The 25,290-nt window shown below is 67.8% G+C and carries 23 protein-coding genes; 8 read left to right on the top strand and 15 right to left on the bottom strand.

Annotated elements, in window-relative coordinates:
- Window positions 1–2: 2 nt before the first annotated feature.
- Together A6B37_RS07655 and A6B37_RS07660 are read right to left on the bottom strand one after the other, a co-directional pair.
- On the bottom strand, window positions 3–1,568 hold the full coding sequence (locus A6B37_RS07655) for an ABC transporter substrate-binding protein (protein WP_210405781.1): 1,566 nt from the start codon (window positions 1,566–1,568) through the stop codon (window positions 3–5).
- A 95-nt stretch (window positions 1,569–1,663) separates the two neighbouring features.
- Window positions 1,664–3,937, bottom strand: coding sequence for a penicillin acylase family protein (locus A6B37_RS07660; protein ID WP_111825369.1), 2,274 nt, complete (start codon window positions 3,935–3,937; stop codon window positions 1,664–1,666).
- Window positions 3,938–4,104: 167 nt separating this feature from the next.
- On the opposite strand from A6B37_RS07660, the gene A6B37_RS07665 reads away from it, so the two are divergent.
- From A6B37_RS07665 to A6B37_RS07680, 4 genes are all read left to right on the top strand, one after another.
- Window positions 4,105–4,836 carry a GntR family transcriptional regulator gene (locus A6B37_RS07665; protein WP_102771429.1) on the top strand — a complete coding sequence of 244 codons (732 nt, stop codon included), beginning with the start codon at window positions 4,105–4,107 and terminating at the stop codon, window positions 4,834–4,836.
- Window positions 4,837–4,951: 115 nt separating this feature from the next.
- Window positions 4,952–6,220 carry an aminotransferase class III-fold pyridoxal phosphate-dependent enzyme gene (locus tag A6B37_RS07670; RefSeq protein WP_168202127.1) on the top strand — a complete coding sequence of 423 codons (1,269 nt, stop codon included), beginning with the start codon at window positions 4,952–4,954 and terminating at the stop codon, window positions 6,218–6,220.
- Between the two features lie 10 nt (window positions 6,221–6,230).
- Entirely contained in the window at window positions 6,231–7,103 is an 873-nt protein-coding gene (locus A6B37_RS07675) for a transketolase (protein ID WP_168202128.1), read from the top strand.
- Window positions 7,100–8,074, top strand: coding sequence for a transketolase C-terminal domain-containing protein (locus A6B37_RS07680; protein ID WP_111825370.1), 975 nt, complete (start codon window positions 7,100–7,102; stop codon window positions 8,072–8,074). The genes A6B37_RS07675 and A6B37_RS07680 overlap by 4 nt, the downstream gene beginning before the upstream one ends.
- 472 nt (window positions 8,075–8,546) lie before the next feature.
- On the opposite strand, the gene A6B37_RS07685 is transcribed toward A6B37_RS07680, so the two are convergent.
- The 9 genes from A6B37_RS07685 to A6B37_RS07725 all read right to left on the bottom strand — a co-directional run bounded on the left by A6B37_RS07685 (window position 8,547) and on the right by A6B37_RS07725 (window position 17,058).
- A complete protein-coding gene (locus A6B37_RS07685) occupies window positions 8,547–9,317 on the bottom strand; it encodes an SDR family NAD(P)-dependent oxidoreductase (protein ID WP_102771433.1) in 771 nt (256 codons plus the stop codon).
- A gap of 1 nt (window position 9,318) precedes the next feature.
- A complete protein-coding gene (locus A6B37_RS07690) occupies window positions 9,319–10,017 on the bottom strand; it encodes an ABC transporter ATP-binding protein (RefSeq protein ID WP_111825371.1) in 699 nt (232 codons plus the stop codon).
- Between the two features lie 9 nt (window positions 10,018–10,026).
- The gene (locus A6B37_RS07695; RefSeq protein WP_111825372.1) at window positions 10,027–10,800 is read right to left on the bottom strand and encodes an ABC transporter ATP-binding protein; all 774 of its coding nucleotides are present in this window, start codon (window positions 10,798–10,800) and stop codon (window positions 10,027–10,029) included.
- Window positions 10,797–11,837: a branched-chain amino acid ABC transporter permease gene (locus tag A6B37_RS07700; protein WP_111825373.1), complete on the bottom strand. Its 1,041-nt coding sequence runs from the start codon at window positions 11,835–11,837 to the stop codon at window positions 10,797–10,799. Before A6B37_RS07700 ends, A6B37_RS07695 begins: the two co-directional genes overlap by 4 nt.
- A gap of 25 nt (window positions 11,838–11,862) precedes the next feature.
- Window positions 11,863–12,783, bottom strand: coding sequence for a branched-chain amino acid ABC transporter permease (locus A6B37_RS07705; RefSeq protein WP_102771437.1), 921 nt, complete (start codon window positions 12,781–12,783; stop codon window positions 11,863–11,865).
- Window positions 12,784–12,793: 10 nt separating this feature from the next.
- On the bottom strand, window positions 12,794–13,969 hold the full coding sequence (locus A6B37_RS07710; protein ID WP_111825374.1) for an ABC transporter substrate-binding protein: 1,176 nt from the start codon (window positions 13,967–13,969) through the stop codon (window positions 12,794–12,796).
- A 61-nt stretch (window positions 13,970–14,030) separates the two neighbouring features.
- Complete coding sequence (locus tag A6B37_RS07715) at window positions 14,031–15,485, bottom strand: 2-hydroxymuconic semialdehyde dehydrogenase (protein ID WP_111825375.1); 1,455 nt, start codon at window positions 15,483–15,485, stop codon at window positions 14,031–14,033.
- Window positions 15,482–16,198, bottom strand: coding sequence for a class II aldolase/adducin family protein (locus A6B37_RS07720; protein WP_210405782.1), 717 nt, complete (start codon window positions 16,196–16,198; stop codon window positions 15,482–15,484). The genes A6B37_RS07715 and A6B37_RS07720 overlap by 4 nt, the downstream gene beginning before the upstream one ends.
- On the bottom strand, window positions 16,195–17,058 hold the full coding sequence (locus A6B37_RS07725) for a VOC family protein (protein WP_111825376.1): 864 nt from the start codon (window positions 17,056–17,058) through the stop codon (window positions 16,195–16,197). Before A6B37_RS07725 ends, A6B37_RS07720 begins: the two co-directional genes overlap by 4 nt.
- 535 nt (window positions 17,059–17,593) lie before the next feature.
- On the opposite strand from A6B37_RS07725, the gene A6B37_RS07730 reads away from it, so the two are divergent.
- Complete coding sequence (locus tag A6B37_RS07730) at window positions 17,594–19,492, top strand: ABC transporter ATP-binding protein (RefSeq protein ID WP_111825377.1); 1,899 nt, start codon at window positions 17,594–17,596, stop codon at window positions 19,490–19,492.
- Window positions 19,493–19,520: 28 nt separating this feature from the next.
- Here A6B37_RS07730 and A6B37_RS07735 read toward each other — a convergent pair whose 3' ends face one another.
- Window positions 19,521–20,144 carry a LysE family translocator gene (locus A6B37_RS07735; protein ID WP_246842396.1) on the bottom strand — a complete coding sequence of 208 codons (624 nt, stop codon included), beginning with the start codon at window positions 20,142–20,144 and terminating at the stop codon, window positions 19,521–19,523.
- A 142-nt stretch (window positions 20,145–20,286) separates the two neighbouring features.
- Here A6B37_RS07735 and A6B37_RS07740 point away from each other — a divergent pair, with 142 nt between their 5' ends.
- Window positions 20,287–20,769: an Lrp/AsnC family transcriptional regulator gene (locus tag A6B37_RS07740; RefSeq protein WP_102771443.1), complete on the top strand. Its 483-nt coding sequence runs from the start codon at window positions 20,287–20,289 to the stop codon at window positions 20,767–20,769.
- Between the two features lie 6 nt (window positions 20,770–20,775).
- Here A6B37_RS07740 and A6B37_RS07745 read toward each other — a convergent pair whose 3' ends face one another.
- A complete protein-coding gene (locus A6B37_RS07745; RefSeq protein WP_111825379.1) occupies window positions 20,776–21,453 on the bottom strand; it encodes a DJ-1/PfpI family protein in 678 nt (225 codons plus the stop codon).
- Between the two features lie 90 nt (window positions 21,454–21,543).
- Here A6B37_RS07745 and A6B37_RS07750 point away from each other — a divergent pair, with 90 nt between their 5' ends.
- Window positions 21,544–22,425, top strand: coding sequence for a DJ-1/PfpI family protein (locus A6B37_RS07750; RefSeq protein WP_246842433.1), 882 nt, complete (start codon window positions 21,544–21,546; stop codon window positions 22,423–22,425).
- A 4-nt stretch (window positions 22,426–22,429) separates the two neighbouring features.
- Here A6B37_RS07750 and A6B37_RS07755 read toward each other — a convergent pair whose 3' ends face one another.
- Window positions 22,430–23,152, bottom strand: coding sequence for an SDR family oxidoreductase (locus tag A6B37_RS07755; RefSeq protein ID WP_111825381.1), 723 nt, complete (start codon window positions 23,150–23,152; stop codon window positions 22,430–22,432).
- A complete protein-coding gene (locus tag A6B37_RS07760) occupies window positions 23,149–24,081 on the bottom strand; it encodes a tripartite tricarboxylate transporter substrate binding protein (protein ID WP_210405787.1) in 933 nt (310 codons plus the stop codon). Before A6B37_RS07760 ends, A6B37_RS07755 begins: the two co-directional genes overlap by 4 nt.
- A 177-nt stretch (window positions 24,082–24,258) precedes the next feature.
- On the opposite strand from A6B37_RS07760, the gene A6B37_RS07765 reads away from it, so the two are divergent.
- Entirely contained in the window at window positions 24,259–25,287 is a 1,029-nt protein-coding gene (locus tag A6B37_RS07765; protein WP_102771448.1) for a cyclase family protein, read from the top strand.
- Window positions 25,288–25,290: the final 3 nt, after the last annotated feature.

A 25,290-nucleotide genomic window follows, 5' to 3' on the forward strand; every position in this document is an offset into this window, starting at 1 on the left:
TCCTACTTGAGCCACACGTTCCAGAAGTGATTCATGTAGTACGGCCTGAACCCGCCCACCTTGCGCGTATTGATGACCTGCACGTTGCCGCGGTCGGCCACCTTGATCATGTATGCCTCATCCAGCACGCGCTGCTCGATGTCCAGCCACGCGGCCTTGCGGCCGGCCAGATCGGCCGTCTTGTAGAAGGTTTCGTAGGCGCCATCGAGCACCTTGTCGTCCTTCACGTGCGGGAAGTTGTAGATCATGGACTGCCACTGCTGCGGGCCCAGGATGGGGTTGGAGCAGAAGCTGGTGGTGGAGACGTTCCAGTTGCCCTTGCCCGTCTGGAGATTGGAGGCGTTGGTGGTCCAGTCGGTGATGTCGATCTTGACATTCATCCCGGCCGCCTTGAGCTGCTCCGAAAGGACCAGGATGGCGTCGCGCATGTAGTCGTAGTTGTTGTTCGTCTGCAGCACGATAGGCGTGTCTTTGTAGCCCGCTTCCTTGAGCAGTTCGCGCGCCTTCTTCGGATCGTTCTGGTTGTAGCGGCCATCGGTGACCTTGCCCCCGTAATACGCGCCTTCCGGATAGACCATGGAGTGGTTCTTCTTGGACGCGCCGATCACTTTCATGATGTCGTCCACGTGCACCGCCTCGCGAATTGCCTGGCGCACCTTGACGTTGTCGGTGGGAGCCTGTTGCGAATGCACGATCAGATATTGCTGGCAGTACGGGTAGACCGTCACTTCCTGCAAGTGCTTCTGGCTCTTCAGCCTGGCGGCCAATTCCGGCGGGATGGTGGAGGTAAAGAGGGCTTCGCCCGTCTGCATCGCCGCGACGCGCGCATTGGCCTCGGGTACGAAGTTGAAACGCACGGCATCGACGTAGGCAGTGCGCTTGCCGGCGAATCCGTCGGGGCCTTGCGCCTGGTCGTCGGGCACATAATCCGCAAAGCGCTGGATCACCAGATGGCTGTCCTTGACCCATTGGCCCAGCTTGAAAACGCCGGTGCCGATGATGTCTATGCCGCGCGCCGGCTTGTCCTTCTGTTCCGAGGGCAGGATCACGAAGGGATAGACCGGCGTCTTCAGGACATCGAGGAACGCCGCATTCGTTTTCTTCAGACGGATGATGAAGGTATCGGCGTCGGGCGCTTCGTAGCTTTCCACATCATCCAGCGCCGCCTTGTTCGGGCTGACACGGGCATAGCGCTCGAAGGTCGCCTTCACGTCCTCGGAGGTCATGACCTTGCCGTTATGGAACTTGACGCCTTTGCGCAGCAGGAAGGTATAGGTCTTGAGGTCGTCGCTGACCTTGACCTCGCGGGCCAGCAAGGGCTTGGTGTTGTAGGAGCCGTCGATGGTCACCAGGCCTTCGTACAGATGGTGGATCACTTCCAGATCCACCATGCTGGCCGCAACCTGGGGATCAAGGGTGCCCGGGCCGGACAGGCTCGCATAGATCAGAGTCCCGCCCTTTTTGGGTGTGTCCTCCGCCGCGCCTGCCGGCGCCATGGCGCTGGCCAACAGGGCGGCGCCCATGACCATGCCGCATCCGATCCGCTGCAATGTGGAATTCGCGAACATCCTGTTCCCCTTTCTATTCGTGGGTTCCGGCCGAGGCTTGCGGCGGACCCGGTTAAAACAGCATGGGCGCGCGGCGGGCGCACCCCCACTCGGCATTACGGGCTGTCGGTATGCGCGGATTCCGGCTTCAGCCCCTTGATCTCGATGCGCTGGCGCGATACGGCGCAAGCGTCCACCGCTTCCCGCGTGAACGGCGCGGGCGCAAGCTCGCAGCGCGCCCACAATGGGTTCTGGTCACTGTAGTGAGGGCTGTCGGGCGCACCCGAGGCGCCATGAAAAACCGACCAGCGGCTCGCATCCCAATTACCCACGTCGAAGACATAACGCGCAACCGGCCCATAGCTGGACGAGGGGCCGCCGGTGGGATAGGCGCCGGTGGCACACACGCAATCGCCATCGCCCGCGACATCGTTGGAGGCGGGCGCAAGCCTTGTCGCTGCCTCCGGGAAGGCGTTTGCAAGCGGATGCGAGAACACCGGACGGTGCAGGCGCCCCCAGGGCTGCACCGCGCCGCCCTCGGCGACGGCGGCCAGCGCTTCCTGAATGACCTGGTCCCAAGTGGCGCCGGCCAGCAGGCTGACGTCTTCGCGGCGCAGCAGTTCGGGCAGCGTCCACCACAATTGATTGACGGGCACCACGCCCGGCGCGGCCATCGTGGCGAAGATGTCCCGGGCGGCGCGGTCCAGGCCCGAGCGCCGCGCGAGGATGCGCGTCATTGCCTGGCGCACCTGGTAGTAGGCCGACGGAGCCAACTCGCCGGCGGCCATGTTGCCGTTCCAGCCTCGCAGCAAGGCCACCAGTTCCGCGCCGGCGCCCTGAGGGGTCGCCTTGCAGATGCGCGCGGCGATGTCGCGAGCGCGCGCGCTATCGGTGTCGCCAAGCAGGCCGACCATGTCGTCCACGCTGGCGGCGGGAAAACCGTCGAGCCGTTCACTGATGCGGCGGGCCCGCGTCGAGGGATGGCAATCGGTGCACAGGTAATCGCCCTCGCCGTCCGGCGCGATGCGGTTGTTGGCCGTCACCAGCTTGCCGGACGCGGGGTCCACCTCGCGCGGCATGCGTTCCCAGGGGATGTAGCCGCGCCATTCGTGTTGCCCCGTCCAACCGGGCACAGGCAGCCAGCCGTTGACGCGGTCGCGCTCCGGCACGATGGCCCGCACGTTCACGCTGATGTGGCCGGACGTGTCGGCCGCCACCACGCTGTGGTCGATCACGCCCCAGGGACGGCACACCTCATTGAACTCACGCACGCCATGGGCGCGCAGCATCGGCAGCAGGCAGTCCAGGGAACGGTCCACGGGGTCCAGCTGCACCGAACGCAGCGCCACCCCGTACCCGCTCGCCTCGGGATCCGCCAGCAGCGGACCGTGACGCGTCCGGATTACGCGGACCTTCAGGGATTCCGCGCCGCGTACGTTCACAATTTCCTCATGGACCTCGGCCCGCGCCCAGCCTGTCTCCGTCTGATAGCGCGCGGGATCGGCGGGATCGAAACGCTCCAGGTACAGGTCGTGGATATCGGCGAAGGCATGCGTCACGCACCACGCGACGTGCTCCGTATGGCAGAAATGCGGAAAGGCCGGCACGCCCGGCACCGAGAAGCCCAGCGCATCGAACTCGCCGCAGCTCAGGTGCAATTGGGCATACATCCCGGGGATCTCGAAGATCCGGTGCGGATCGCCCGCGACCATGGGCTTGCCACTGACGGTGCGCGCGCCCGACACCGCCCAGTTGTTGGACCCGGCAATGGTGCCGTCCGCCGGCGCCAGCGCCAGCAGCGCATCGATGGAAGGAGCCAGCGACTGCAGGCCGGCGATCCAGCGCCGCGTCTGTACGTCATCGACTTGCGGCGAAACGAAACGCTCGTTGCCGCCGTCGTCGTACCGCAACAGGCCGATGGCCTCGGGTCCGATCGTGCGCAGCGCGGCCGCGCGCCACAACTTGAACCAGATGGATCCCATCAGCAGGCCGCGCTGGCGCATCACGGCAACCGATTGCCATGGTTCCCATTGCTGCGGCCGCTCACCCAGCAGCTCGTATTCCACGGGCAGCGGAAACTCATTTATTGCGGCGTTGACGCCCTGTGCATAGCACTCCAACATGCGCCGTGTCTCGGCCGACAGCGCCGCGAAATCCCTGCGCGAGGCCGCCTCCACGCCCAGCCGCCTGGCCAGCGCATCCGCCGCCGCTCCTTCGGACCCGACCCATTCCGCATACCGGCCGACGGCGCGCCGGCGCGCGGCGTCCATCTGCCAGAGCCGGTCCTGCGCGTGGACATAGCCGTTGGCGAAGAACAGCTCATCGACGCCATCGGCCCGGACATGCGGTATGCCCCAGCGATCTCGCAGCACTTCAGGGGACGACGACATCCAGCGTTCCTCCGATCTTTGCCGTGGCGCGGGCCACTGGCTTAACACGATATATAATATATTGTGTTCTTTTAGGTGGTACTCATATCCGTAGTTCTACCTAGGCAGCAGCTCTTCCCTAAAATCTAGGTCCGAGACAATCGCTGTCGACCTTCGCTCAGCCCACTATGGCCACAGAGAAAACTTCCGTCACTCGCTCCAGCCTTACCGGACAGGTCTACCGCACGCTGCGCGACAGATTGATGTCCGGCCGCTTCCAACCCGGCGAACGGCTGAAGATCGCCACGCTGGCCGCCGACCTGGAAGTCAGCGAAACGCCCGTGCGCGAAGCCATCCTGCTGCTGACCAACGACGGCGCCATCGAAATGAAGGCCGGCTACTACTTCCTGACCCGCCGCCTGTCGCTCTCCGAGTACCTGGAGATCCGGCGCCTGCGTCTGCATCTGGAGCCGATGGCCGCCGTCGAGGCGCTGTCGCACATCGATGCCGCATTCATTGCCGATCTCGAGCGCATCCACGCCACGCTGATCCGTGCCGAAGAGCAAAAAGACTATCCGCAAGCGGTGCAATCCAATTACGACTTTCATTTCTCGCTCTATCGCCGGTCCGGCATGCCGCAGCTGACCGAAATCCTGGAACGCCTGTGGATCCAGGCGGGCCCCTTGCTGAACTACCTCTACCCCCATGGCCACCCCACCTACGAGGGTGAGCATCAACACTTGCGCATCATCGAAGCTCTGAAGGCGGGTGACGCCAAAGCGCTCGCCACCGCCGTGGAACAGGACCTGATCGAGGGCGGCGAACAGTTCGTCGCCTACCTCGAATCCATCGACCACGAAGAGCCGGAGCCGGTGAAAAAGTCCTCGACCAAATCGGTCCGCCGCAGCCGGCGCAAGTAGACGATTCCCCGCTGTTTTCCCGCATTCCGATCGGGGCAAACACTGTGTTTGCAAACATCATATATCATGTATCATGTTTATTCCAAGCACTGTCAGCCAGGGATGGGAACGACATATGACCGCGACACAAACGGCAGTAGATCTGAACCAGGGCAGTAATCTCGCACTTGTGGACGCGGCCCTACGGGCCCGGGCCGACAAGGTCATTCCGGGCGGCATGTACGGCCACCTGAACGCCAGGATCCTGCCGGCCGGCTACCCTCAGTTTTTTGCGCGCGCCGACGGTTGCCGCCTCTGGGATGTGGACGGCCGTGAATACCTGGATTTCATGTGCAGCTGGGGCCCCATCATCGCGGGCCACAAGCATCCGGTCATCGACGAGGCCGCCCGCAAGCAGGCCGAGCAAGGCGATTGCATGAACGGCCCCACCGCCCGGCTGGTGGAGCTGTCGGAGCGGCTGGTCGGCATGCTGCCCCACGCGGACTGGGCCATGTTCCAGAAGAACGGTTCGGACGCCACCACCGCCGCCCTGATGATTGCCCGCGCCGGCACCGGCAAGCGCAAGATCCTCCTGGCCAAAGGCGCTTATCACGGCGCCGTGCCGTGGTGCACGCCATCGGTGGCAGGCGTCACCGCCGAAGACCGCGCGCACCTGATTTACTTCAAGTTCAACGACATCGAAAGCCTGGAAGCCGCAGCCCGCGAAGCCGGCGACGATCTGGCTGCCGTCCTGGTGTCGGCCTTCCGCCACGACCTGGGCGTACCGCAGGAATTGCCGCATCCCGATTTTGCCCGGGCGGCACGCGCCCTGTGCGACCGCCAGGGCGCGGCGCTGGTCATCGACGAAGTGCGCGCCGGCATGCGCCTGTCATTGCAAGGAAGCTGGGAACCCCTGGGCGTGCGGCCCGATATCTGCGCCTGGAGCAAGGCAATCGCCAACGGCCACTCCCTGGCCGCGGTGACCGGCAACGACGCCTTTCGCAAAGCGGCGCAGCAGATCTACATCACCGGTTCGTTCTGGATGGGCGGGGTGGCCATGGCCGCCGCCATCGCCACGCTGGACGTCCTGGAAAACAGCGGCGCGATCCAGCACTTCGAGAAGATGGGCCAGCGCTTGCGCGACGGCCTGCAACGCCAGGCGGACAAGCACGGCGTCAAGATCAGTCAGACGGGCCCCGTCCAGCTGCCGCTGGTGCTGTTCGAGGATGACGCCGACTACTCCCGGGGCGCCCGCTTCACGGCCGAAGCGCTGAAACATGGCGTCTACCTGCACCACCGCCACAACATGTTCCTCAGCCTCGCGCATACCGCGCAAGACATCGATCACGCCCTGCAGGTCACCGACCACGCCTTCGCGATGGTCGCTGATGTGGCCGCCCACTGAAGGAAAAACGATGGCAGCACAGACCGCCCTTACACCACTCCCGGTATTCGCCCCGACCCGGGAAGCATCCGAACTGGCGCGGATCGCGCTCGCGCTGCGCAAGCAGGTTGTGCACATGGTGGCGCGCACCGGCCAGGGGTATGTCCAGCAAGGGCTCGGCGCGGCCGACCTGTTCGCCACGCTGTACTTTTCGGAACTGAATCTCAAGCCCGAAGATCCGGCATGGCCGCAGCGCGACCGCTTTATCCTGTCCACCGCGCATAACACCGCCATTTTCTACGCCACGCTGGCCGCGCGGGGCATCCTGGACGCACGGCGCCTGGACACCTATTGCGACGACGGTTCCGAACTGGAGATCAACGCGTCGGAACGCCTTGGCCCCATGATCGAGGCGACCTGCGGCTCGCTGGGCCAGGGCCTGTCCGTCGGCGTGGGCATGGCCGCCGCGCTCAAGCGCTCTGGCAGCAACAGCCGCGTCTATGTGGTGCTGGGCGACGGAGAGCTGCAGGAAGGCCAGGTCTGGGAGGCCGCGCTGGTTGCCGGCAACTGGGGCCTGGACAACCTCTGCCTCATCATCGACGCCAACGCCATGCAGGTCGAAGGCCACATCAATCAGGTCCAGCCCGACGAACCGCTGGCGGACAAATGGCGCGCGTTCCGGTGGCACACGCATGACATCGACGGCAACAGCATTCCCGCCTTGCTGAAAACGCTGCAACTCGCGCGCACCGTTCCCGGACAGCCGCATTGCATCATCGCGCGCACGCTGGTCGGCAAGGGCGCGCCCTCGCTCGAGGGGATACTGGGACACAACCTGAAGCTGCCGCCGCAGGCCGCCGCTCTCGCGCTGCAAGAACTCGATCATCTGGAGATCCAGGCATGAGCCGCTCTCAAGACAACCTGGCCGTCAATGATTTCACCGACCGCTCCGGCGCCCCGGCCGCGCGCCGGATCTATGGCGAGGCGCTGCTGGCCGCGGCCCGCCGCGACCCGCGCATCGTGGCGCTGACCGCGGACCTGAGCGGCCCCACGGAAACCGACATCTTCCGCGACGCCCTGCCCAACCGCTTCTACCAGGCCGGCATCGCCGAAGCCAATATGGTCGGCATGGCAGGCGGGATGGCGCGCTGCGGCTGCATCCCCTTCGTGCATACGTTCAGCGTCTTCGCCACGCGCCGCACCTACGACCAGGTCGCCATGCAGGTGGCCTATCCCGGATTGAACGTCAAGCTGGTCGGTTTCATCCCGGGCGTGGACACCTTGCTCGGCGTGAGCCACCAGGCCATCGACGACGTGGCCCTGATGCGCGCCCTGCCCCGCATGCGCATCCTGGAACCGGCCGCCGGACAGGCCGCCGCCGCAGTGGAAGAGGCGCTGGCCTACGACGGCCCCGTCTATCTGCGCCTGGCGCGAGCCAACGGGGCCACACCCGCCGCGAGCCGCCCGTCGTCCGAGCAGGGACTCGCCAGGCTGCGCGCCGGACGAGACGGCCTGCTCCTGGCCAGCGGCCTGAGCATTCCGATCGCCGAAGCCGCCGCCGCCGAACTCGCTCGTCAGGGCAACGACGTGAGCGTCGTCGCCGTCACGTCGCTCAAGCCGCTGAACCCCGCCATAGCGGCCATGGCGCGCGAAGTGCCCACGGTGATCACGGTGGAAAACCATTCGATCATCGGAGGCCTGGGCTCGGCCGTGGCAGAGTTGCTCATGGAAAACAAAGTCGCGGTCAATTTCGCTCGCGTCGGCGTACGCGACACGTTTACCCATGGCGGCACGACGCCTTACCTGATGGCCGAGTTCGGCATGGACGCTCCGGCCGTCGTGCGCGAATTCCTGCGCGTGGCCGGCACCGCGTAAGGACTGGCGGCCAGGCCCTTGGCCCCTTGGGCCAGGCAGATGTGACACGGATAGCAATCGCTGTATTGCAGCCGATCAATCTGTCTAGCCCAACGGCCGCAATGGGTCGAAAGCCGTCCGCCATCAACGACTGCTTACGACCTATTTGAGACATGGGACGAGCGGCTGTCAGGAATGCCCCAGCTCAATTCAACCAACAAGATCCGTCACTGTGCGCTAACGCCGGCGAATCGCGCTGCATCGCAAATCTACATGAGCCCGACCTAGCCGAGGTTGTCAGCGAGATCTGCCGCCAAATGAACATATTCTGGCTAGGAAGCTGAAAAGGCAGTTACGCCAACTCGTCCGGCCGCGACATCAGAACGTAGATCCGGCCTTGACTCGACCACCGTCATGCTCACGGCCTGCGGCTCTTCGTGGTTCTATCCCTCTAACCCACCTGACCCCATAGCGACACTACCCATAACGCCCCCTACTCCTTGACGGCAACCGTATAGTTCAACGCCAACCTCCCCCCATCCGCATACACCGTCTGCCCCGTCACATAACTGGAATCATCGCAAGCCAGAAACACCGCCACCTTGGCGACTTCGTCCGGCGACCCCAACCGCTGCATCGGAATCCGCGACAACACGGTCTTGCGGGCGTCGGGGTTGCTGGTAATCGTGGCCAGGATCTCGGTGTCGATGCTGCCCGGCCCGATGGCGTTGACCCGTATCCCATGCGGCGCCAGGGACAGCGCCATCGACTTGGTCATCTGCCGCACCGCGCCCTTGCTGGCGCCGTAGGCCAGCTGGTCGGGCATGGCCAGTTCCGCGGTCATCGAGGACAGCGTGACGATGGCGCCGTTGCCGCGTCCGCCCGCGACCATGGCGCGCGCGGCGGCCTGGGCGACCAGGAAGGTGCCGCGCACGTTGACGTTCATGACGGCGTCCAGGTCTTCCAGTGTCAGGTCCAGGAAGTCGGCGGCGCGGATCACGCCGGCGTTGCAGACGCAGACGTCCAGGCCGCCCCAGCGGCGCACGCATTCGTCGGCCAGCGCCTGGGCGTCGGCCGGGTCGGTCACGTCGGCCGTGGCGGCGGCGGCGCGGTCTCCCAAGGAGCGGGCCGCCGCGGTCAGTTCGGCTTGCTTGCGGTCGGCCAGCAGCACGCAGGCGCCCTCGGCGACGAAGCGCCGCGCGATGGCCAGGCCGATGCCGCCGGCCGCGCCGGTGACGAGCGCCACTTTGTCCTGCAATCTCATTTCAGACTCCCACGTAGGCGGCCACCAGGTCGGGCCGTTTGAACAGTTCGGCCGAGCTGCCGCGCCACACGGTCACGCCTTTGTCGAGGATGACGTTGCGGTCGGACAGGCGCAGCAGGGCCGTGGTGTTCTTGTCGACCACAATCATGGACAGGCCTTCGGCTTTCAGTTGCGCCAGCACGCGCCAGATTTCGGCGCGCACCACGGGCGCCAGGCCTTCGGTGGCTTCGTCCAGAACCAGCAGGCTGGGGTTGGTCATGAGCGCGCGGCCCAGGGCCAGCATCTGCTGTTCGCCGCCGGAGAGCTGGGTGCCCAGGTTGGCGCGGCGTTCGCGCAGGCGCGGGAACAGGTCGTAGACGCGCTCCAGCGTCCAGTTGCGGGCGCCGCCGCGCGCGATGGCGGTGGCGATGAGGTTTTCTTCCACGGTCAGAGTCGGGAAGATCTGGCGGCCTTCGGGCACGAGGGACAGGCCCATGCGGCCGATGCGGTACGGCGCCAGCCCGCGCAGCGAGCGGTCGCCGTAGCGGATGCTGCCCTGGCTGGCCGGCAGCAGGCCGAACAGGCATTTGATGACGGTGCTGCGACCCATGCCGTTGCGGCCGATCAGGCCGAGGACTTCGCCCTCGCCCACGTCCAGGTCCACGCCGAAGAGCGCCTGGCAATGGCCGTAGGCCGCCGTCAATCCGCTGATGCTCAACATGGCGGCTCCTTATGCGTCGGCGTCGTCGCCCAGGTAGGCGCGGCGCACGTCGGGATGGTTGCGTATCTGTTCGGCGCTGCCGGTGGCGATGATCTTGCCGTAGACCAGCACGCTGATGCGGTCGGCCAACGCGAAGACGGCGTTCATGTCGTGCTCGACCAGGACGATGGTGTAGCGGCCTTTGAGGCTTTGCAGCAGGGCGATGACGCCGGCGCTTTCGGCCGCGCTCATGCCTGCCATGGGTTCGTCCAGCAGCAGCACCGAGGGCTCGCCGGCCAGGGCCATGGCGATTTCGAGCTGGCGGCGCTGGCCGTAGGCCAGGCTGGCGACCTCGGCCTCGGCCACGTCTTCGAGCCGGCAGGCGCGCAGCGCCTGGGTGGCGGCGTCCACGACGTCGGCGCAGTCGCGCAGCGCGGTCCAGGGCGACAGGCGCCGGCGGCGCTTGCGCAACGCGGCCAGGCAGGCGTTGTCGAGCACGGTGTAGCTGTAGAAGACCGAGGTCACCTGATAGGAGCGCAGCATGCCCTGGGCGACGCGCTCCTGGACAGAAGCGCGCGAGACGTCGGCCGCGCCCAGGCGCACGGCGCCGCCGTCGGGCCGCAGTTCGCCCGACAGGAGGTTGATGAGCGTGGTCTTGCCCGCGCCGTTGGGGCCGATCAGCGCGTGCAGTTCGCCGGGGGCCACGTCCAGCGATACGCCGTCGGTGGCCTTGAGGCCGCCGAAGCGGCGCACCAGGTCGTGGGTGGACAGGCCGGCGGGCGCGGAGGCGGTTTGCATGGTCATGCGGAGGCCTCCTTGGCCAGGGTGTCCGGCGGACGGCGGTCCTGCTGGCCGTCGCCGGCCGGCGGCGCAGCGGCGGGCGCGGCGGGTCCGGCCGGCGGCGCGCGCCGCAGCCAGGCCAGGGAATTGCCGTAGCCGCCCTTGGCGAGCATGGCGATGACGACCACGGCCGGTCCCATCAGCAGCATCCAGTGCTGGGTCAGGCTCTTGAAGGCTTCTTCCATCAGCAGGTAGGCGATGGCGCCGACGATGGGCCCGAGCACGCTGCCCAGGCCGCCGATCACGACCATGACGATGAGCTCGCCCGAGACGGGCCAGGACATGTAGCTGGGCGAGGCGAAGGCGGTCAGGTTGGCCAGCAGCAGGCCGGCGACGCCGGTCAGCACGCCCGAGGCGACGTAGGCCGTCAGGCGCACGCCGAACACGGAGTAGCCCAGCGCGTCCACGCGCCGCGGGTTGGCGTGGGTGGCGCGCAAGATCATGCCGAAGGGCGAGCGGCGCAGGCGCAGCATGCCGATGCTGCAGACCAGCAGCAGCGCCCAGGCCGCCCAGTACACGGGCAGGCTGCCGTCCAGTTCGAACAGGCCGAAGGCGCTGGCCTCGTAGATGTTCAGGCCGTCGTCGCCGCCGTACTCGCGCAGGCTGACGGCCAGGAAATAGAACATCTGGGCGAAGGCCAGCGTGATCATGATGAAGCCGATGCCGGAAGTGCGCAGACAGACCGTGCCGACCACCAGCGCCACCAGCGCGCATACGGCGATGCAGACGGCCAGCTGCAGCCAGCCGTTGCCGAAGCCGTAGTAGCTGAGGATGCCTACCGCGTAACAGCCCAGGCCCAGGAACATGGCGTGGCCGAAGCTGACCAGGCCGGCGAAGCCCAGCACCAGGTTCAGCGCCAGCGCGGCCAGGGCGTAAATCAGGATGCGCGCGCCCAGGGTGACGTAGAACGGTTCTCCCAGCCATTGCGCCGCGAACGGCACGCCGGCCAGGACCAGGAACAGCAGGGGCAGCGCCCAGCGCCGCTTGTCGTTTGCTTGCATGATGTTATGCCCTTGCGCGGCGCCGTCAGCGCCGCGCGGAAAAGACCAGGCCCTGCGGCCGGAATGCCAGCACCACCGCCATCAGCACGTAGATCAGCATGGAGGCCAGCGCCGGGCCGACCGCGTTGGCGACCGAGGCGTCGAAGACCGCGCGCAGCATGTCGGGCAGGAAGGCGCGGCCCAGCGTGTCTATCATGGCGATCAGCAGCGCCGCGACCAGGGTGCCGCGCACCGAGCCGATGCCGCCGACCACGATCACCACCAGCGCCAGGATCAGCACCGGCTCGCCCATGCCGGACTGCACCGACAGGATCGGCCCGGCCAGCGCGCCCGCCACGCCGGCCAGCACGGCGCCCAGCAGGAACAGCAGCGTTTTCTGGAGGTCGACGTTGGCGCCCAGCACGCTGGCCATGGGCGCGTTGCTGGCGCCTGCGCGGATCAGCATGCCGAAGCGCGTACGCTGGATCAGGAACCAGGCCCCCAACGCCACCAGCGCCCCCACCCCGATGATCATCAGCCGATACACCGGGTAGTCGCTGCCGAACAGGCTGACCGCGCCGTCCAGGCTGCTCGGCACGGCCGCGAAATACGGCCGGCTGCCCCAGATGACCGAGGCCAGCTCGTTGAAGAACATCATCAGGCCGAAGGTGGCCAGCACCTGGTACAGGTGATCGTGGCGGTACAGCGGCCGCGCGATCAGGCGTTCGAGCACCACGCCGACGAAGCCGCTGCCGACCACCGCCGCCAGGATGGCGAAGGCGAACGAGCCGCTGGCGTTATAGGCCGTGGCGCCCAGGAACGCCCCGATCATGTAGAGCGAGCCGTGCGCCAGGTTGATGAAGTTCATGATGCCGAAGATCAGGGTCAGCCCCGAGGACAGCAGGAACAGCAGCGCGCCCAGCTGCAGGCCATTGAGCAGTTGGGACAGCAGTAGTGATCCGTTCATGGGCGTTCCGTTATTTCATCGGGCAGTCGGCCACGTAGGCGTCCTGATGGTCGGTGAACACGGTGGCCAACTGCTTGACGTCGACGTTTTCACCGTCTTTCACGACCTGGTAGGCGTACAGGTTCTGCACCGGCATGTTGTTGGTGTTGAAGCGGAACGAGCCGCGCACCGAGGGGAAGCTGGCGCCCGCCGCCTTGACCGCGGCGGCCAGCTTGCGGCTGTCGCCGAGCTTGCCGTCGAGCTGCTTGACCGCCGCGTCCAGCAGATAGGCGGCGTCATAGCCGCCCACGGCGTACTCCGACGGCAGCCGTCCGTACTTGGCCTTGAAGGCTTCGACGAATTTGCGGTTCTGCGGATTGTCCAGCGTGGTCGCCCAGGGCGTGCCGTAGATGGCGCCGGTGGCCTGGTCCTTGAGCGCGGCCAGCGTGTTGGAGTCGATCAGGCTTTCCGAGAAGAACGGCAGTTTCTCCATCAGGCCGGCCTGGCGCAGCTGGCGCACGAAGTTCACGCCCACCCCGCCGGTGTAGAACACGAAGAGCGCGTCCGGCCCGGCCGACTGCATGCGCGAGATCTCGGCGGAATAGTCCAGCTGGCCCAGCTGGGTATAGATTTCGTCGGCCGGCGCGGCGCCGTAGAAGCGCTTGAAGCCGGCCAGCTTGTCCTTGCCGGCCTGGTAGTTGGACGACATCAGGTAGGCGCGCTTGTAGCCCTGGTCCTTGACGTACTTGCCCATGGCCTCGGACATGCTGTCGTTCTGCCAGCCCAGCACGAACAGATTGGGCAGGCACATGCGTCCGGCGATCGGCGCGGGGCCGGCGTTGGTGGATATCGCCACCACGCCGGATTCCTTGATGCGCCGCAGCTCGGCCATGAGCACGTTGGAGAAGCCCAGGCCGACGATCGCGTCGACCTTGTCCTTCTCGATGAATTTCTGCACGATCTGCGCGCCCACGTCGGGCTTGAGCTGGTCGTCTTCGCGGATCACCACCGCCTTCTGGCCGCCCAGGCTGCCGCCCAGCTGCTCGATGCCCAGCATCAGGCCGTCGTACTGGTCCTGGCCCAGCGCCGCCTGCGGCCCGGACAGCACGCCGGTAAAGCCGATGCGGATGTCCGCCATTGCGGCGCTGGCCGCCGTCAGGGCCGCGATGGCGGCCAGCGCGGACAGCCCGCGTGCGTATGCTTGCATGGTATGTCTCCTTTGGAGGATGGGCGGCGGCGCCGTTCTTTGCGGCGCCTGCCGGGGGGGTTCAGAGCTTCACGCAGACATTGCGCAGCTCCGTATAGAACTCCAGCGAATGCACGCCGCCCTCGCGGCCGATGCCCGACTGCTTCGAGCCGCCGAAGGCCGTGCGCAGGTCGCGCAGGAACCAGGAATTGATCCAACAGATGCCCACCTCCAGCGCCCGGCCCATGCGGTGCGCGGTGCCCACGTTGGTGGTCCATACGCTGGCGGCCAGGCCGTAGGGCGTGGCGTTGGCCAGCGCGATCGCCTCTTCCTCGGTGTCGAAAGGCGCGACGTGGCAGCACGGCCCGAAGATCTCCTGCTGGATGACGGCCGAGGTCTCGGGCAGCCCGGTCCAGACGGTGGGCTGCACCCAGGCGCCGGCGGCCAGTTCGCCGGGCATGTCGGGCACGCCGCCGCCGGCCACCACCGTCGCGCCTTCTTCGCGGGCGCGGTTGTAGTAGCCCAGCACCTTGTCGCGGTGGCGTTGCGAAATCAGCGGGCCCAGGTTGACGCCCGGGTCCTTGGGACGGCCCAGCGTGAAGCCGCGCGCACGCTCGCCCAGCGCCGCCACGAAGCGTTCGAAGATCGGACGCTGCACGTAGACGCGCTCGGTGCCCAGGCAGACCTGCCCGGTGTTGTCGAACGCGGCGCGCGCGATGCCGGCGACCGCCTTGTCGAAGTCGGCGTCGGCGAACACGATGCCGGCGTTCTTGCCGCCCAGCTCGAACGACACCGGCCGCACGCCCGCCGCGGCGGCCTGCATGATGGCCTCGCCCGTGCGGGTCTCGCCGGTGAAGGTGATGCCGTCGACCAGCGGATGGCGGGTGAGCTTTTCTCCGGCGGAGCCCGGGCCGCGCCCGTGCACCACGTTGTAGACGCCGGCCGGCACGCCGACCTCGTTCATCACTTCGCCCAGCAGCGTGGCCGTGCCCGGCGTGTCCTCGGAAGGCTTGACCACCACCGTGTTGCCGCAGGCCAGCGCCGGACCGACCTTCCAGGTCATCAGCAGCAGCGGCAGGTTCCACGGACAGATCACGCCGATCACTCCGCGCGGCACGCGCACCCCGTAGTTGAGCGCGTGGCCGTTGTCCGGGGTTTCCAGGTCGAAGGTCTCGTTGGGAACGTTGCGGATCAGGTCGGCGAAGATCTTGAAGTTGGCCGCGCCGCGCGGGATGTCCAGGTGGCTGGCCAACGCATAGGGCTTGCCGGTGTCGGCGATCTCGGCGTCGACGAAGTCGTCGAAGCGACGGTTGATGCCATCGGCCACCGCGTGCAGCAGTTCGACGCGCTGCTGGGTCTTCAACTGGCCCCAGGGGCCGCGCAGCGCGGCCTTGGCCGCCCGCACCGCGGCGTCGATCTCGGCGTCGCCGGCCTCGTGCACGCGCCCGACCAGGCGGTTGTCGACCGGGTCGCGGTTGTCGAAGGTGTTGCCGGTGGCGACCCACTGGCCGTTGATGAAGTTGCGGAAATCGGTCATTGCTTCCTCGGTTGTGACAGGTCGGCCAGCGCCGCTTCGGGGTCGCCGGCGCTCAGGTATTCCCACATGCGTTCGTAGATGCGGCCGGTGCCGACGGCGCGCCGGGCCGCTTCTTCGAGGGCCAGCGTCGGGCCCTCATTGGCCAGGCCGGCCGAACGCAGCTGCAATTCGATGCGGGCCGCGTCTTCCAGATACCAGGTCAGCACGACGGCATGCATGAGGGACTCGGCCGCCACCACCGCGCCGTTGCCGCGCATGGCCACCGCGCGGGCCGCGCCCAGCGTCTCGGCCACGCCGCGCGCCTGCGCGTCGCTGCGCACCAGCTGCGGATCGTCCCAGAGCGGCACGGCCGGGGAAAAATACGAACCCATGCCGTGGCGCGGCTGCGGCGTGACCCGGGCCGTGGACAGCGTCATGACGGTGGGCGGCATGGACCGCACCACCCCGCCCACGTCCGGGCGCAGCCGGTAGATGTGCTGATGGATGCGCACTTCGCCCAGCACTCCCTCGGGCAGCTCGCCATGCACCGGCACCACCGTGCCGGGCTCGCCCCGTTCGATCAGGCCCATGGGCCGGGCCGCGCACACCAGGAAATGGTCGGCGTCGATGCGGGCGCTGCAATGGCCGTAGGCATGGACCAGGTTGGCGCGGGCCAGCGCGCGGGCCGCGACGCGCACCAGCGCCTGCTGGCCGGAATCCGGCGCGGCGCTCACGACTTGAACTCCGGGATATCGGGCTTGGCGCCCCACATGCAGAACGAGGACGGTATCGCGGGGAAGCTACGCGGCCGGTAGGTTTTTTCGTCTTCGGCGCTGATCAGGCGCACGCCGGTGGAGTATTCGTAGATCATGCCGTCGGGACCGTCGAAATACAGGAACATGGCGCCCGAGGTCGGATGCCGGCCGGGGCCGAAGCGGATCGGCACGTTCCACTCGCGCAGCTGATACCAGGCGCGCATGATGTCGTCGATGCTCTCGACCTGGTGGTTGATGTGCTGCACGCCCGGATAGCTGGACGGGAACAGCGCGATCTTGTGGTGCACCTCGTCGATGCGCAGCAGCGGCGCCTCGCCGATGCGGTCGCTGACGCGGGCCGACAGCAGGCCGGTCCAGAAGGCCTCGTCGCGGCGCGCGTCCAGCGTGCGCAGGCCGATGTGCGAAAACCCCGTGATGCCGGCGTCGCGGCCGGGAAAGTAGCGCCGGCCGCTGTGCTGCGGCGCGTGCACCAGTTCGATGCGGTTGCCGGAAGGGTCGATGAAGCTGAGGAAGTCGCGCACGTAGCGCTGCTCGGCCGCTTCGCGGCTGCCGGCCTGCACTGTGTAGCCGCTGCGTTCCAGCACAGCGCCGGCCTGCTCCAGTTCTTCGGCGGTGTCGACCTCGAAGGCCGAGGTATGGTCGCGCGGATCGCCCTCGAAATAGCAGAGCGTGTGGTCGCGCGAATCGGATTTGAAATAGACCGCGCCGTACTCCTTGCGGGCCAGTTCCAGCCCCAGCACGGTGGTCGCATAGCGCACCGCCGCATCGAGGTCGCGCGTGCCCAGCCGGACGTACCGGATGTCGTGTAGCCGTATCACTGCCTGTCTCCTCGCGCCTGTGGCCGGTGTTGCGCGGGTCGCGCGGTCCGGCTCGGGTTGGCGGCGCTATTTTTTTCTACGATAAGCATCAAAAATCTCGGCGTCAATAATTTTTATCGAGATTTTTGCGGGACGCTGTAGTCCCGGGCCCATCCGAGTCCGAGCCGCATTCCCACGCGACTCCCCAGTTGAAAAAAACCGACACCGCGCGCGAGGCCCGTTGATTCGACTACATCACTTCTATAGAATCTTCAATTCGGGACATTGCCCATGTTTGGCATGATCCGTCCTATTTTCACTTCAACACACCTCAGGGAGGCGCAATGATGTACGCACAAACCGCCTTCCCGCGCGTGTCCCCGCGACGCAATTAAGTCGTCGCCCGCGCGGGCCCGTCGCCGGATGCTTATCTGGCGACCGGTCCCCCGTGCCCGCCCCAAACCCGTAAACGCAATGCCTGCGCCGACCGCGCGGGCCGTTCCTTCCTCTTTCCACACAAGGACTCCCGGCGTCCTGGTGACGCCGGGCCATTGCAATGGCTAGAAAAAAACTCGATCTGCGAGGACAGGCCTTCAAGGACGTTCTCGGTTTTACCTTCCGCCACTGGCGCGAGCAGCCCTGGCGCACGGCGCTGATCGTGGCGCTGGCGCTCTTGTCGTCGCTGGCCGACGTGCTGACGCCGCTGTACGCCGGCCGCCTGGTCGACGCGGTGGCCTCCGGCGCCGCCGGCGACGAGCTGGTCTGGAGCGCCGCGGTGACCTCGTTCTGGCTGCTGATCGCGCTGGGCGTGGGCAGCACGCTGCTGCGCCAGGCGGTGTTCCAGAACATCATCACCTTCACGCTGAAGATGATGAACGCCATCGTCTCCAACGCCTTCTACCGCGTGCAGCGCTTTTCCACCGACTGGCATGCCAACAGCTTCGCCGGCTCGACGGTGCGCAAGGTCACGCGCGGCATGTGGGCGGTGGACATCCTCAACGACACGCTGCTGATCGCGCTGCTGCCCTCGGTCGTCATGCTGGTCGGCGCCACCGCGCTGCTGGGCGCGCACTGGCCCATGATGGGTCTGGTGGTGGGCGCCGGCTCGGTGCTGTATATCGCCGTCACGACCACGCTGTCGCTGCGCTACGTGGCGCCGGCCGCGCGCCTGGGCAACGCCTGGGACACGCGCATGGGTGGCGCGCTGGCCGACGCCGTCACCTGCAACGCGGTGGTCAAGGCCTTCGGCGCCGAGACCCGCGAAGAGGTCCGGCTCGGCCGCGTGGTCGACAAATGGCGCAACCGCACGCGCCGCACCTGGGTGCGCGGCACGATCAACGGCGGCGTGCAGGGCGCGATGCTGGTGGCGATGCAGGCCGGCATCCTGGGCATGGCCCTGCTGCTGTGGTCGCGCAACGAGGCCAGCGTGGGCGACATCACCTTCGCGCTGACGATGTTCTTCATGCTGCAGGGCCACCTGCGCGACGTGGGCATGCACATCCGCAACCTGCAGCGCTCGGTCAACGACATGGAAGAACTGGTCGCGCTGGGCCGCCAGCCGCTGGGCGTGGACGACCGTCCCGGCGCGGGCGAGCTGCGCGTGACCGCCGGCGAGATCCGCTTCGAGGACGTGAGCTTCCGCTACGGCGCGCATGACACGGCCCTGTACGACGGGTTCTCGGTGCGCATCGCGCCGGGCGAGCGCGTCGGGCTGGTGGGGCATTCCGGATCGGGCAAGACCACGTTCATCAAGCTGATCCAGCGCCTCTACGACGTCAACGGCGGACGCATCACCATCGACGGGCAGGACATCGCCCAGGCTAAGCAGGCTTCGCTGCGCAGCCAGATCGCGATCGTGCAGCAGGAGCCGGTGCTGTTTCACCGCACCCTGGCGGAGAACATCGCCTATGCGCGCCCCGACGCCACGCAGGCCGAGATCGAGCAGGCCGCGCGCCTGGCCAGCGCCCATGATTTCATCATGGCGCTGCCCAAGGGCTACGCCACGCTGGTCGGCGAGCGGGGCGTGAAGCTGTCGGGCGGAGAACGCCAGCGCGTCGCGATCGCGCGGGCGTTCCTGGCCGACGCGCCCATCCTGATCCTGGACGAGGCCACCTCCAGCCTGGACAGCGAAAGCGAAGTGCTGATCCAGCGGGCGATGGACCGCCTGATGGAGGGCCGCACGACGCTGGTGGTGGCGCACCGCCTGTCGACCGTGCGCGCGCTGGACCGTCTGCTGGTGATGGACCACGGCCGCATCATCGAGGAAGGCAGCCACGAAGCGCTGATCCAGCTCAAGCACGGGCTGTACCGCCGCCTGTTCGAGCGCCAGGCCCTGGAACTGACCAAGGGCTTCAAGCCGGACGAACTGCTGGAAGACGGCGCGGCGCCGCCGCGGGTGCGCGATCCGGAGACGGACACGGAAGCCGGCGAGGACGCCTACGCCTACGCCAAGTAAGGCCCGCGCCGGCGCGCAGCGTCCCGCATCATGCGGGGCGCTGCGCCAGCGTCAGGCGCAGGCCGAAGCCGATCAGCGTCAGCCCGAAAATCCAGCCCTGGATTTTCCGGGCGCGCGGGCTGGCCGACATCCAGCGCCCCACCGCGCCGCCGGCCAGCGCGCACATCACGTCGAACGCCAGCCCCAGGCCGACCACGATCGCGCCCAGCACGGCGAACTGGCGGCCGATCGGCCCGTAGGCCGGCGACACGAACTGCGGCAGCAGCACCGAGCAGAACAGCAGGGCCTTGGGATTGAGCACATTGGTCAGCACGCCGCTCAGCAGCGCCGGCCCCCAGCCGGCGCGGCGCGGCGCCGCCCCGCTCACGGCGTCGTACGACACCGGCCCGGCGCGCAGCAGCCGCATGCCCAGCCACACCAGATATCCGCCGCCCAACGTGCGCGCAATGTCGAACGCCCACGGGTGGGTCTTGAACAGCGCCGCCAGGCCCAGCGCGGCCAGCGTCACGTGGGCCGCCCGCGCGATCGCCAGCCCGGCGGCTACCGCCAGCGCCTGCCCGCGTCCGCGCAGCACCCCGGTTTCCAGCAGCAGGATCATGTCGGGGCCGGGCACCACATAGACGATCAGCAAGGCCCCCAGAAACATCGCCATATCCGCCATCGCCCCGCTCCAATCCGTCCAGAAGAAGGCGATCATTCTAGAAAAAACGGGCTGGCATGTGCTTGCTATTACTGCCACCTGGCCTATCATTATTGGCATATCTCACCAATAACTGATCCACCAACATAAATCCATGCCAAAACGCGAACTGGACGGCTACGACCGCCGCATCCTGGAGGCCCTGCAGCAGAACGGCCGCCTCACCAACGTCGAACTGGCCGAGCAGATCGGGCTGTCGCCCTCGCCCTGCCTGCGCCGGGTGCGCCTGCTGGAAGAAGCCGGCGTGATCCAGGGCTACGAGGCGCGGCTGGCCCCCGACGAGGTCGGGCTGGGCCTGACCGTCTTCGTCGGCATCAAGGTCGAGCGCCACCACGAGCGCGACGCGGCCGAGTTCCGCAAGGAAGTCAGCGCGCTGCCGGAAGTCATCGCCGCGCACCTGGTGTCGGGCGAATCGGATTTCCTGCTGCAGGTGGTGGTGCCGGACCTGCGCGGCTACGAACGTTTCCTGCTCGACACGCTGCTGAAGCTGCCGGGCGTGAAAGACATACGCAGCAATTTCGCGATCCAGACGGTCAAGCCGCAAAGCCCCCTGCCCCTGGACCACCTGGCCAGGTAGGCGCGCCTACGCCGGCATCGCCGCCGCGGCCCGCTCCACCGCCTGCGTACGGCGCTCGAAGCGGGCCTGCGATTGCGCCAGATAGCGCTGCACCACGGCCGCTTCCGAGGTCTCGGGCGTGCCGCCGGGAAACGGCGGCTTGGGGTCGTACTCGATCTGCAGCTGGATCAGCTTGGCCACGTCCTCGCCGCACAGCTGCGCCACCACCAGCAGCGCCATGTCTATGCCCGAGGTCACGCCGCCGGCGGTGAACAGCCGGCCGTCCACGCACAGCCGCTCGCCGCTGGGCGTGGCCCCGAAACGCGCCAGCAGTTCGCGCGCGCGCCAGTGGCTGGAGGCGCGCTTGCCGCGCAGCAGCCCCGCCGCGCCCAACAGCAGCGAACCGGTGCAGATGCCGAACACGTAACCGGCGGCCAGCCCCTGCCTGCGGGTGAAGTCCACCCACTCCGGATCGACGATGGCGTCGTCGGTGCCCGGCCCGCCCGGCGCCACCAGCAGATCGCAGGGCGGCGCCGACGCCAGGGTCTGCGTGGGCACGAACCGCAGCCCGCGGTCGCAGCGCACCGGATCGCGCGTTTTTGCGACAAAATCCACGGTGAAGCCCGGCGCGTTGGCCAGCACTTCGTACGGCCCGGTCATATCCAGCTGGGTCAGCCCCTCGAACAAGAGAAAATTCACATGCATGACGATGCTCCTTCAGAAACGCCGGCTTGCAGCATAGGCGCAGGCGCGCATCGCGGCGCGCCAATTGCGGGCGCGGATGCGCCACGGGAGATCGTGTTCGCGCTGTACGACGGTTTCCAGCCGCTGGACCTGGCCGGGCCCTGGCAGGCCTTCAGCTCGGCCAACGACGAAGCCGCCCGCCCGCTGTACCGGCTGCGCACCGTCGCCGCCGCGCCGCTGGCCGCGACCTGGGACCAGGGCCTGCGCATGCAGGCCGACGGCGTCTATGCGCAGGACGGCGATGCGCCCGTCGACACGATCGTCGTGCCCGGCGGCCCCGGCGCGGACCTCGCCAGCGCCGACGCCGGAATCCAGGCCTGGCTGCGCCGCCGCGAACCGCGCGCGCGGCGCGTCTGCAGCGTGTGCACCGGCGCCTTCGTGCTGGCGGCCACCGGCCTGCTGGACGGGCTGTCCGTCACCACCCACTGGCGCTCGGCCGCGCGCCTGCAGGCGCAGCACCCCGCGCTGCGGGTGCAGGACGACCGCATCTATATCGAAAGCGGCAAGTACTGGACCTCGGCCGGCGTGACCGCGGGCATCGACCTGGCGCTGGCGCTGATCGAGCGCGATTTCGGCGCAGGCCTGTCGCAGCAGGTGGCCCGCCGGCTGGTGGTCTTCATGCGGCGCAACGGCGACCAGCGCCAGTACAGCCAGACGCTGCGCCTGCAGGACCGGATGGCCGCGCCGTTTCGCGAGCTGCTCGAAAAAATGGAAGCGCGCCTCTCGGCGCGCTGGTCGGTGGACGACATGGCCGAGGCCTGCGGCATGTCGCGGCGCAGCTTCCAGCGCAAGTTCGCCGCGCATTTCGGCGTGCCGCCCAGCGAGGCGCTCAAGCGCCTGCGCGAGGAACGCGCCGCCGCGCTGGCCGCGACCGGCAAGCTGCCGCGCAAGGAACTGGCGCGGCAGTTCGCGCTGCGCTCGGCGCCCAAATGAAGCTTCAGCCCGCCAACCCCACCGACACCCCGCCGCACACGTACAGCAGCTGGCCGGTGATGTAGCCGGCGCGCGGGTCCAGCAGCATGGCGACGGCATGCGCCACTTCCTGGGGCTGGCCCACGCGGCCCATCGGGATCGAGGCTTCCAGCGCCACGGTCTGCGGCGCGCCCGGCGGATTCGACTCGTTGAACAGCTCGGTGGCCACCGGACCCGGCGCCACGGTGTTGACCGTGACGCCGTCGGCGGCCAGCTCCAGCGCCCAGGTCCGCGTCATGCCGGCCAGACCGGCCTTGGACGCGCCGTAGGCCGTGCGCCCGGCCTTGCCCAGTCCGGCGCGGCTGCCTATGTTGACCACGCGCCCGTAGCGCGCCGCGCGCATGCCGGGCAACAGCGCCTGCATCAGCAACAGCGGCGCCGTCATGTTCAGCGCGAGCGTGCGCGCCAGCTGCTCCTGGGTCACGTCTTCGAGGCGGGCGACCTGGATCATGCCGGCGTTGTTCACCAGGTTCAGCACCGGGCGTTCAGCCGCCAGTTCGCGCGCGGCGGCGACAGTGGCGGCGGCGTCGCCCAGGTCCACCGAGCGGAAGGTTTCGCCCGGCAGCAGCGCCTCGGGCGCGCCGCGGCTGAAGTTGACGACCTCGTAGCCGTCCTCGACCAGGCGCGCCACGATGGCGCGGCCGATGCCCCGGCTGCCGCCGGTGACCAGTGCGGTGGGCTTGCTCATTGCGCGGTGATTCCCTTGTCCTTGATGAGGCCGCCCCACTTCTTGCGCTCCTCGGTTTCGAAAGCCGCCAGGTCCGCGCCGAAGCGCGTGCCGGGCTTGGCCCCCATGCCGGCGAAGTTCTTGGCGATGGCCGGGCTTTGCAGGCCGCTGCGCGCCGCTTCGATCAGTTGCTTGACCACCGGCTCCGGCGTGCCGCGCGGCGCGTACAGCGCGAACCAGGCCGTGACGTCGAAGCCCGGCAGGCCCGACTCCGCCACGGTCGGCAGTTCCGGTGCCGAAGGATCGCGGGTCGCCGAGGTCACGGCCACGCCGCGCACCAGGCTGCCGTCCTTGATCTGCGCCAGCGAGCCGGGCAGGTTGTCGAACAGCAGGTCGACCTGGCCGCCGGCCACGGCCGGCAGCGAAGCGGAGGTTCCCTTGAACGGCACGTGCAGCATGGTCACGCCCGCCATCGCCTCGAAATACGCCCCGGTCAGGTGCACCGAGGAACCGACGCCGGGCGAGGCGTAGGTCAGCTTCTTGTCCTTGGACTGCTTGGCCGCCTGGATCACGTCGGCCACGGTCTTGTAGGGCGACTTCGCGCTCACCGCGATGACGTTGGGCGTGGTGGACACGAGCGCGATCGGCACCAGGTCGCGTTCGGGATCGAACGGCATGTTGCGGTACAGGAACTGGTTGATGGTCTGCGTGCCGATGGTGCCCAGGCCCAGCGTATAGCCGTCGGCCTTGGCGCGGGCCACGTAGGCCATGCCGATATTGCCGCCCGCGCCGGGCCGGTTCTCGACCAGCACGGTCTGCTTCAGGCCCGGCTCCAGCGCGTGCGCGATGGCGCGGCCGAACAGGTCCGCGCCGCCGCCCGGCGGGTAAGGGACCACGACCGTCACGGGATGGTCGGGATAGCCCGCGGCCTGGGCCGCCGGCAGCGCCAGCACGGTCAGCGCGGCGATCGCGCAGCGGCGCCAGCCGGTGCGCAGAGGCAGGAATTGCGTCATGCTGTGGTCTCCTCTCGAACCCGCTGGTCGCGGGCTTTTTCTGGTACTTTTTTAAAAGTACGTAAATACGTACTATATGCATAAAAGCATAGAAAACCGATGGGAGACAAGTAGATGAAACGCTGGAACCGACGCCCGGAAGGATCGACCTGGGGCGACTTCGGCGCCGACGACGAGCTCGGCCGCCTGAACCTGCTGACCGAAGAAAAAGTGCTGCAGGCGGTGCGCGAGGTGCGCGCCGGCAAGGTGTTCTGCCTGTCCCTGCCGCTGGACTTGCCCGGCGGCAACGTCCTGAACCCGCGGCGCCACGCGCCGCAGCTCAGGCCCACGTTCCGCGAGGGCACGCCCTACCTCAATTTCCAGATGTCGCAGGTGCAGCCGGAAGCGGTGGACGTGCTGTCCGACGACCAGGTCACGCTGTCGATGCAGTACTCGACGCAATGGGACGGCCTGTGCCACGTGGGCGCGATGTTCGACATCCACGGCGACGGCGAGCCGCGCCGCGTCTACTACAACGGCTACGCCGCCGGCGTGGACGTGTTCGGCGGCGCCGACGCCGACGCCTGCTGCCCGCCCGGCGGCTCATACGCGCGCAAGCTCAGCGTCAGCCGCTACGCCGAGAAAGGCATGCAGGGCCGCGGCGTGCTGGTGGACCTGGAGCGCGCCTTCGGCCCCGGCCGCAAGCTGGTCGGCCACGCCGAACTGCAGGCCGCCATGCTGGCCCAGAACGTCTCGGTCGAGAGCGGCGACATGCTGGTGCTGCGCACCGGCTTCGCCGAAGCGGTCGTGGCCATGGACGGCCAGCCCGACGCACATGCGCTGGAGCAGACCGGCGCGGTGCTGGACGGCTCCGACCCGGCGTTGCTGGACTGGATCACGCGATCCGGCATCGCGGCGCTGTGCGCCGACAACTACGCGGTCGAGGCCTATCCGGCCCGCAGCTCGGGGCCGGGCCATTCCATCCTGCCGCTGCACCACCACTGCCTCTTCAAGCTGGGCGTGCCGCTGGCCGAACTCTGGTACCTGAAGGACCTGGCCGACTGGCTGCATGCCGAGGGGCGCAACCGCTTCCTGCTGACGGCCCCGCCCCTGCGCATGCCGGGCGCGGTGGGTTCGCCCGTGACACCCATCGCCACGGTGTGAATC

This window comes from Achromobacter sp. HZ01 (assembly GCF_003267925.1).
GTDB classification, from domain to species: domain Bacteria; phylum Pseudomonadota; class Gammaproteobacteria; order Burkholderiales; family Burkholderiaceae_B; genus Achromobacter; species Achromobacter pulmonis_A.

Coding starts and splice junctions, on each gene's coding strand:
- A6B37_RS07655 (WP_210405781.1), bottom strand. CDS start 1,568: ATGTTCGCGAATTCCACATTGCAGCGGATCGGATGCGGCATGGTCATG.
- A6B37_RS07660 (WP_111825369.1), bottom strand. CDS start 3,937: ATGTCGTCGTCCCCTGAAGTGCTGCGAGATCGCTGGGGCATACCGCAT.
- A6B37_RS07665 (WP_102771429.1), top strand. CDS start 4,105: ATGGCCACAGAGAAAACTTCCGTCACTCGCTCCAGCCTTACCGGACAG.
- A6B37_RS07670 (WP_168202127.1), top strand. CDS start 4,952: ATGACCGCGACACAAACGGCAGTAGATCTGAACCAGGGCAGTAATCTC.
- A6B37_RS07675 (WP_168202128.1), top strand. CDS start 6,231: ATGGCAGCACAGACCGCCCTTACACCACTCCCGGTATTCGCCCCGACC.
- A6B37_RS07680 (WP_111825370.1), top strand. CDS start 7,100: ATGAGCCGCTCTCAAGACAACCTGGCCGTCAATGATTTCACCGACCGC.
- A6B37_RS07685 (WP_102771433.1), bottom strand. CDS start 9,317: ATGAGATTGCAGGACAAAGTGGCGCTCGTCACCGGCGCGGCCGGCGGC.
- A6B37_RS07690 (WP_111825371.1), bottom strand. CDS start 10,017: ATGTTGAGCATCAGCGGATTGACGGCGGCCTACGGCCATTGCCAGGCG.
- A6B37_RS07695 (WP_111825372.1), bottom strand. CDS start 10,800: ATGACCATGCAAACCGCCTCCGCGCCCGCCGGCCTGTCCACCCACGAC.
- A6B37_RS07700 (WP_111825373.1), bottom strand. CDS start 11,837: ATGCAAGCAAACGACAAGCGGCGCTGGGCGCTGCCCCTGCTGTTCCTG.
- A6B37_RS07705 (WP_102771437.1), bottom strand. CDS start 12,783: ATGAACGGATCACTACTGCTGTCCCAACTGCTCAATGGCCTGCAGCTG.
- A6B37_RS07710 (WP_111825374.1), bottom strand. CDS start 13,969: ATGCAAGCATACGCACGCGGGCTGTCCGCGCTGGCCGCCATCGCGGCC.
- A6B37_RS07715 (WP_111825375.1), bottom strand. CDS start 15,485: ATGACCGATTTCCGCAACTTCATCAACGGCCAGTGGGTCGCCACCGGC.
- A6B37_RS07730 (WP_111825377.1), top strand. CDS start 17,594: ATGGCTAGAAAAAAACTCGATCTGCGAGGACAGGCCTTCAAGGACGTT.
- A6B37_RS07735 (WP_246842396.1), bottom strand. CDS start 20,144: ATGGCGATGTTTCTGGGGGCCTTGCTGATCGTCTATGTGGTGCCCGGC.
- A6B37_RS07740 (WP_102771443.1), top strand. CDS start 20,287: ATGCCAAAACGCGAACTGGACGGCTACGACCGCCGCATCCTGGAGGCC.
- A6B37_RS07745 (WP_111825379.1), bottom strand. CDS start 21,453: ATGCATGTGAATTTTCTCTTGTTCGAGGGGCTGACCCAGCTGGATATG.
- A6B37_RS07755 (WP_111825381.1), bottom strand. CDS start 23,152: ATGAGCAAGCCCACCGCACTGGTCACCGGCGGCAGCCGGGGCATCGGC.
- A6B37_RS07765 (WP_102771448.1), top strand. CDS start 24,259: ATGAAACGCTGGAACCGACGCCCGGAAGGATCGACCTGGGGCGACTTC.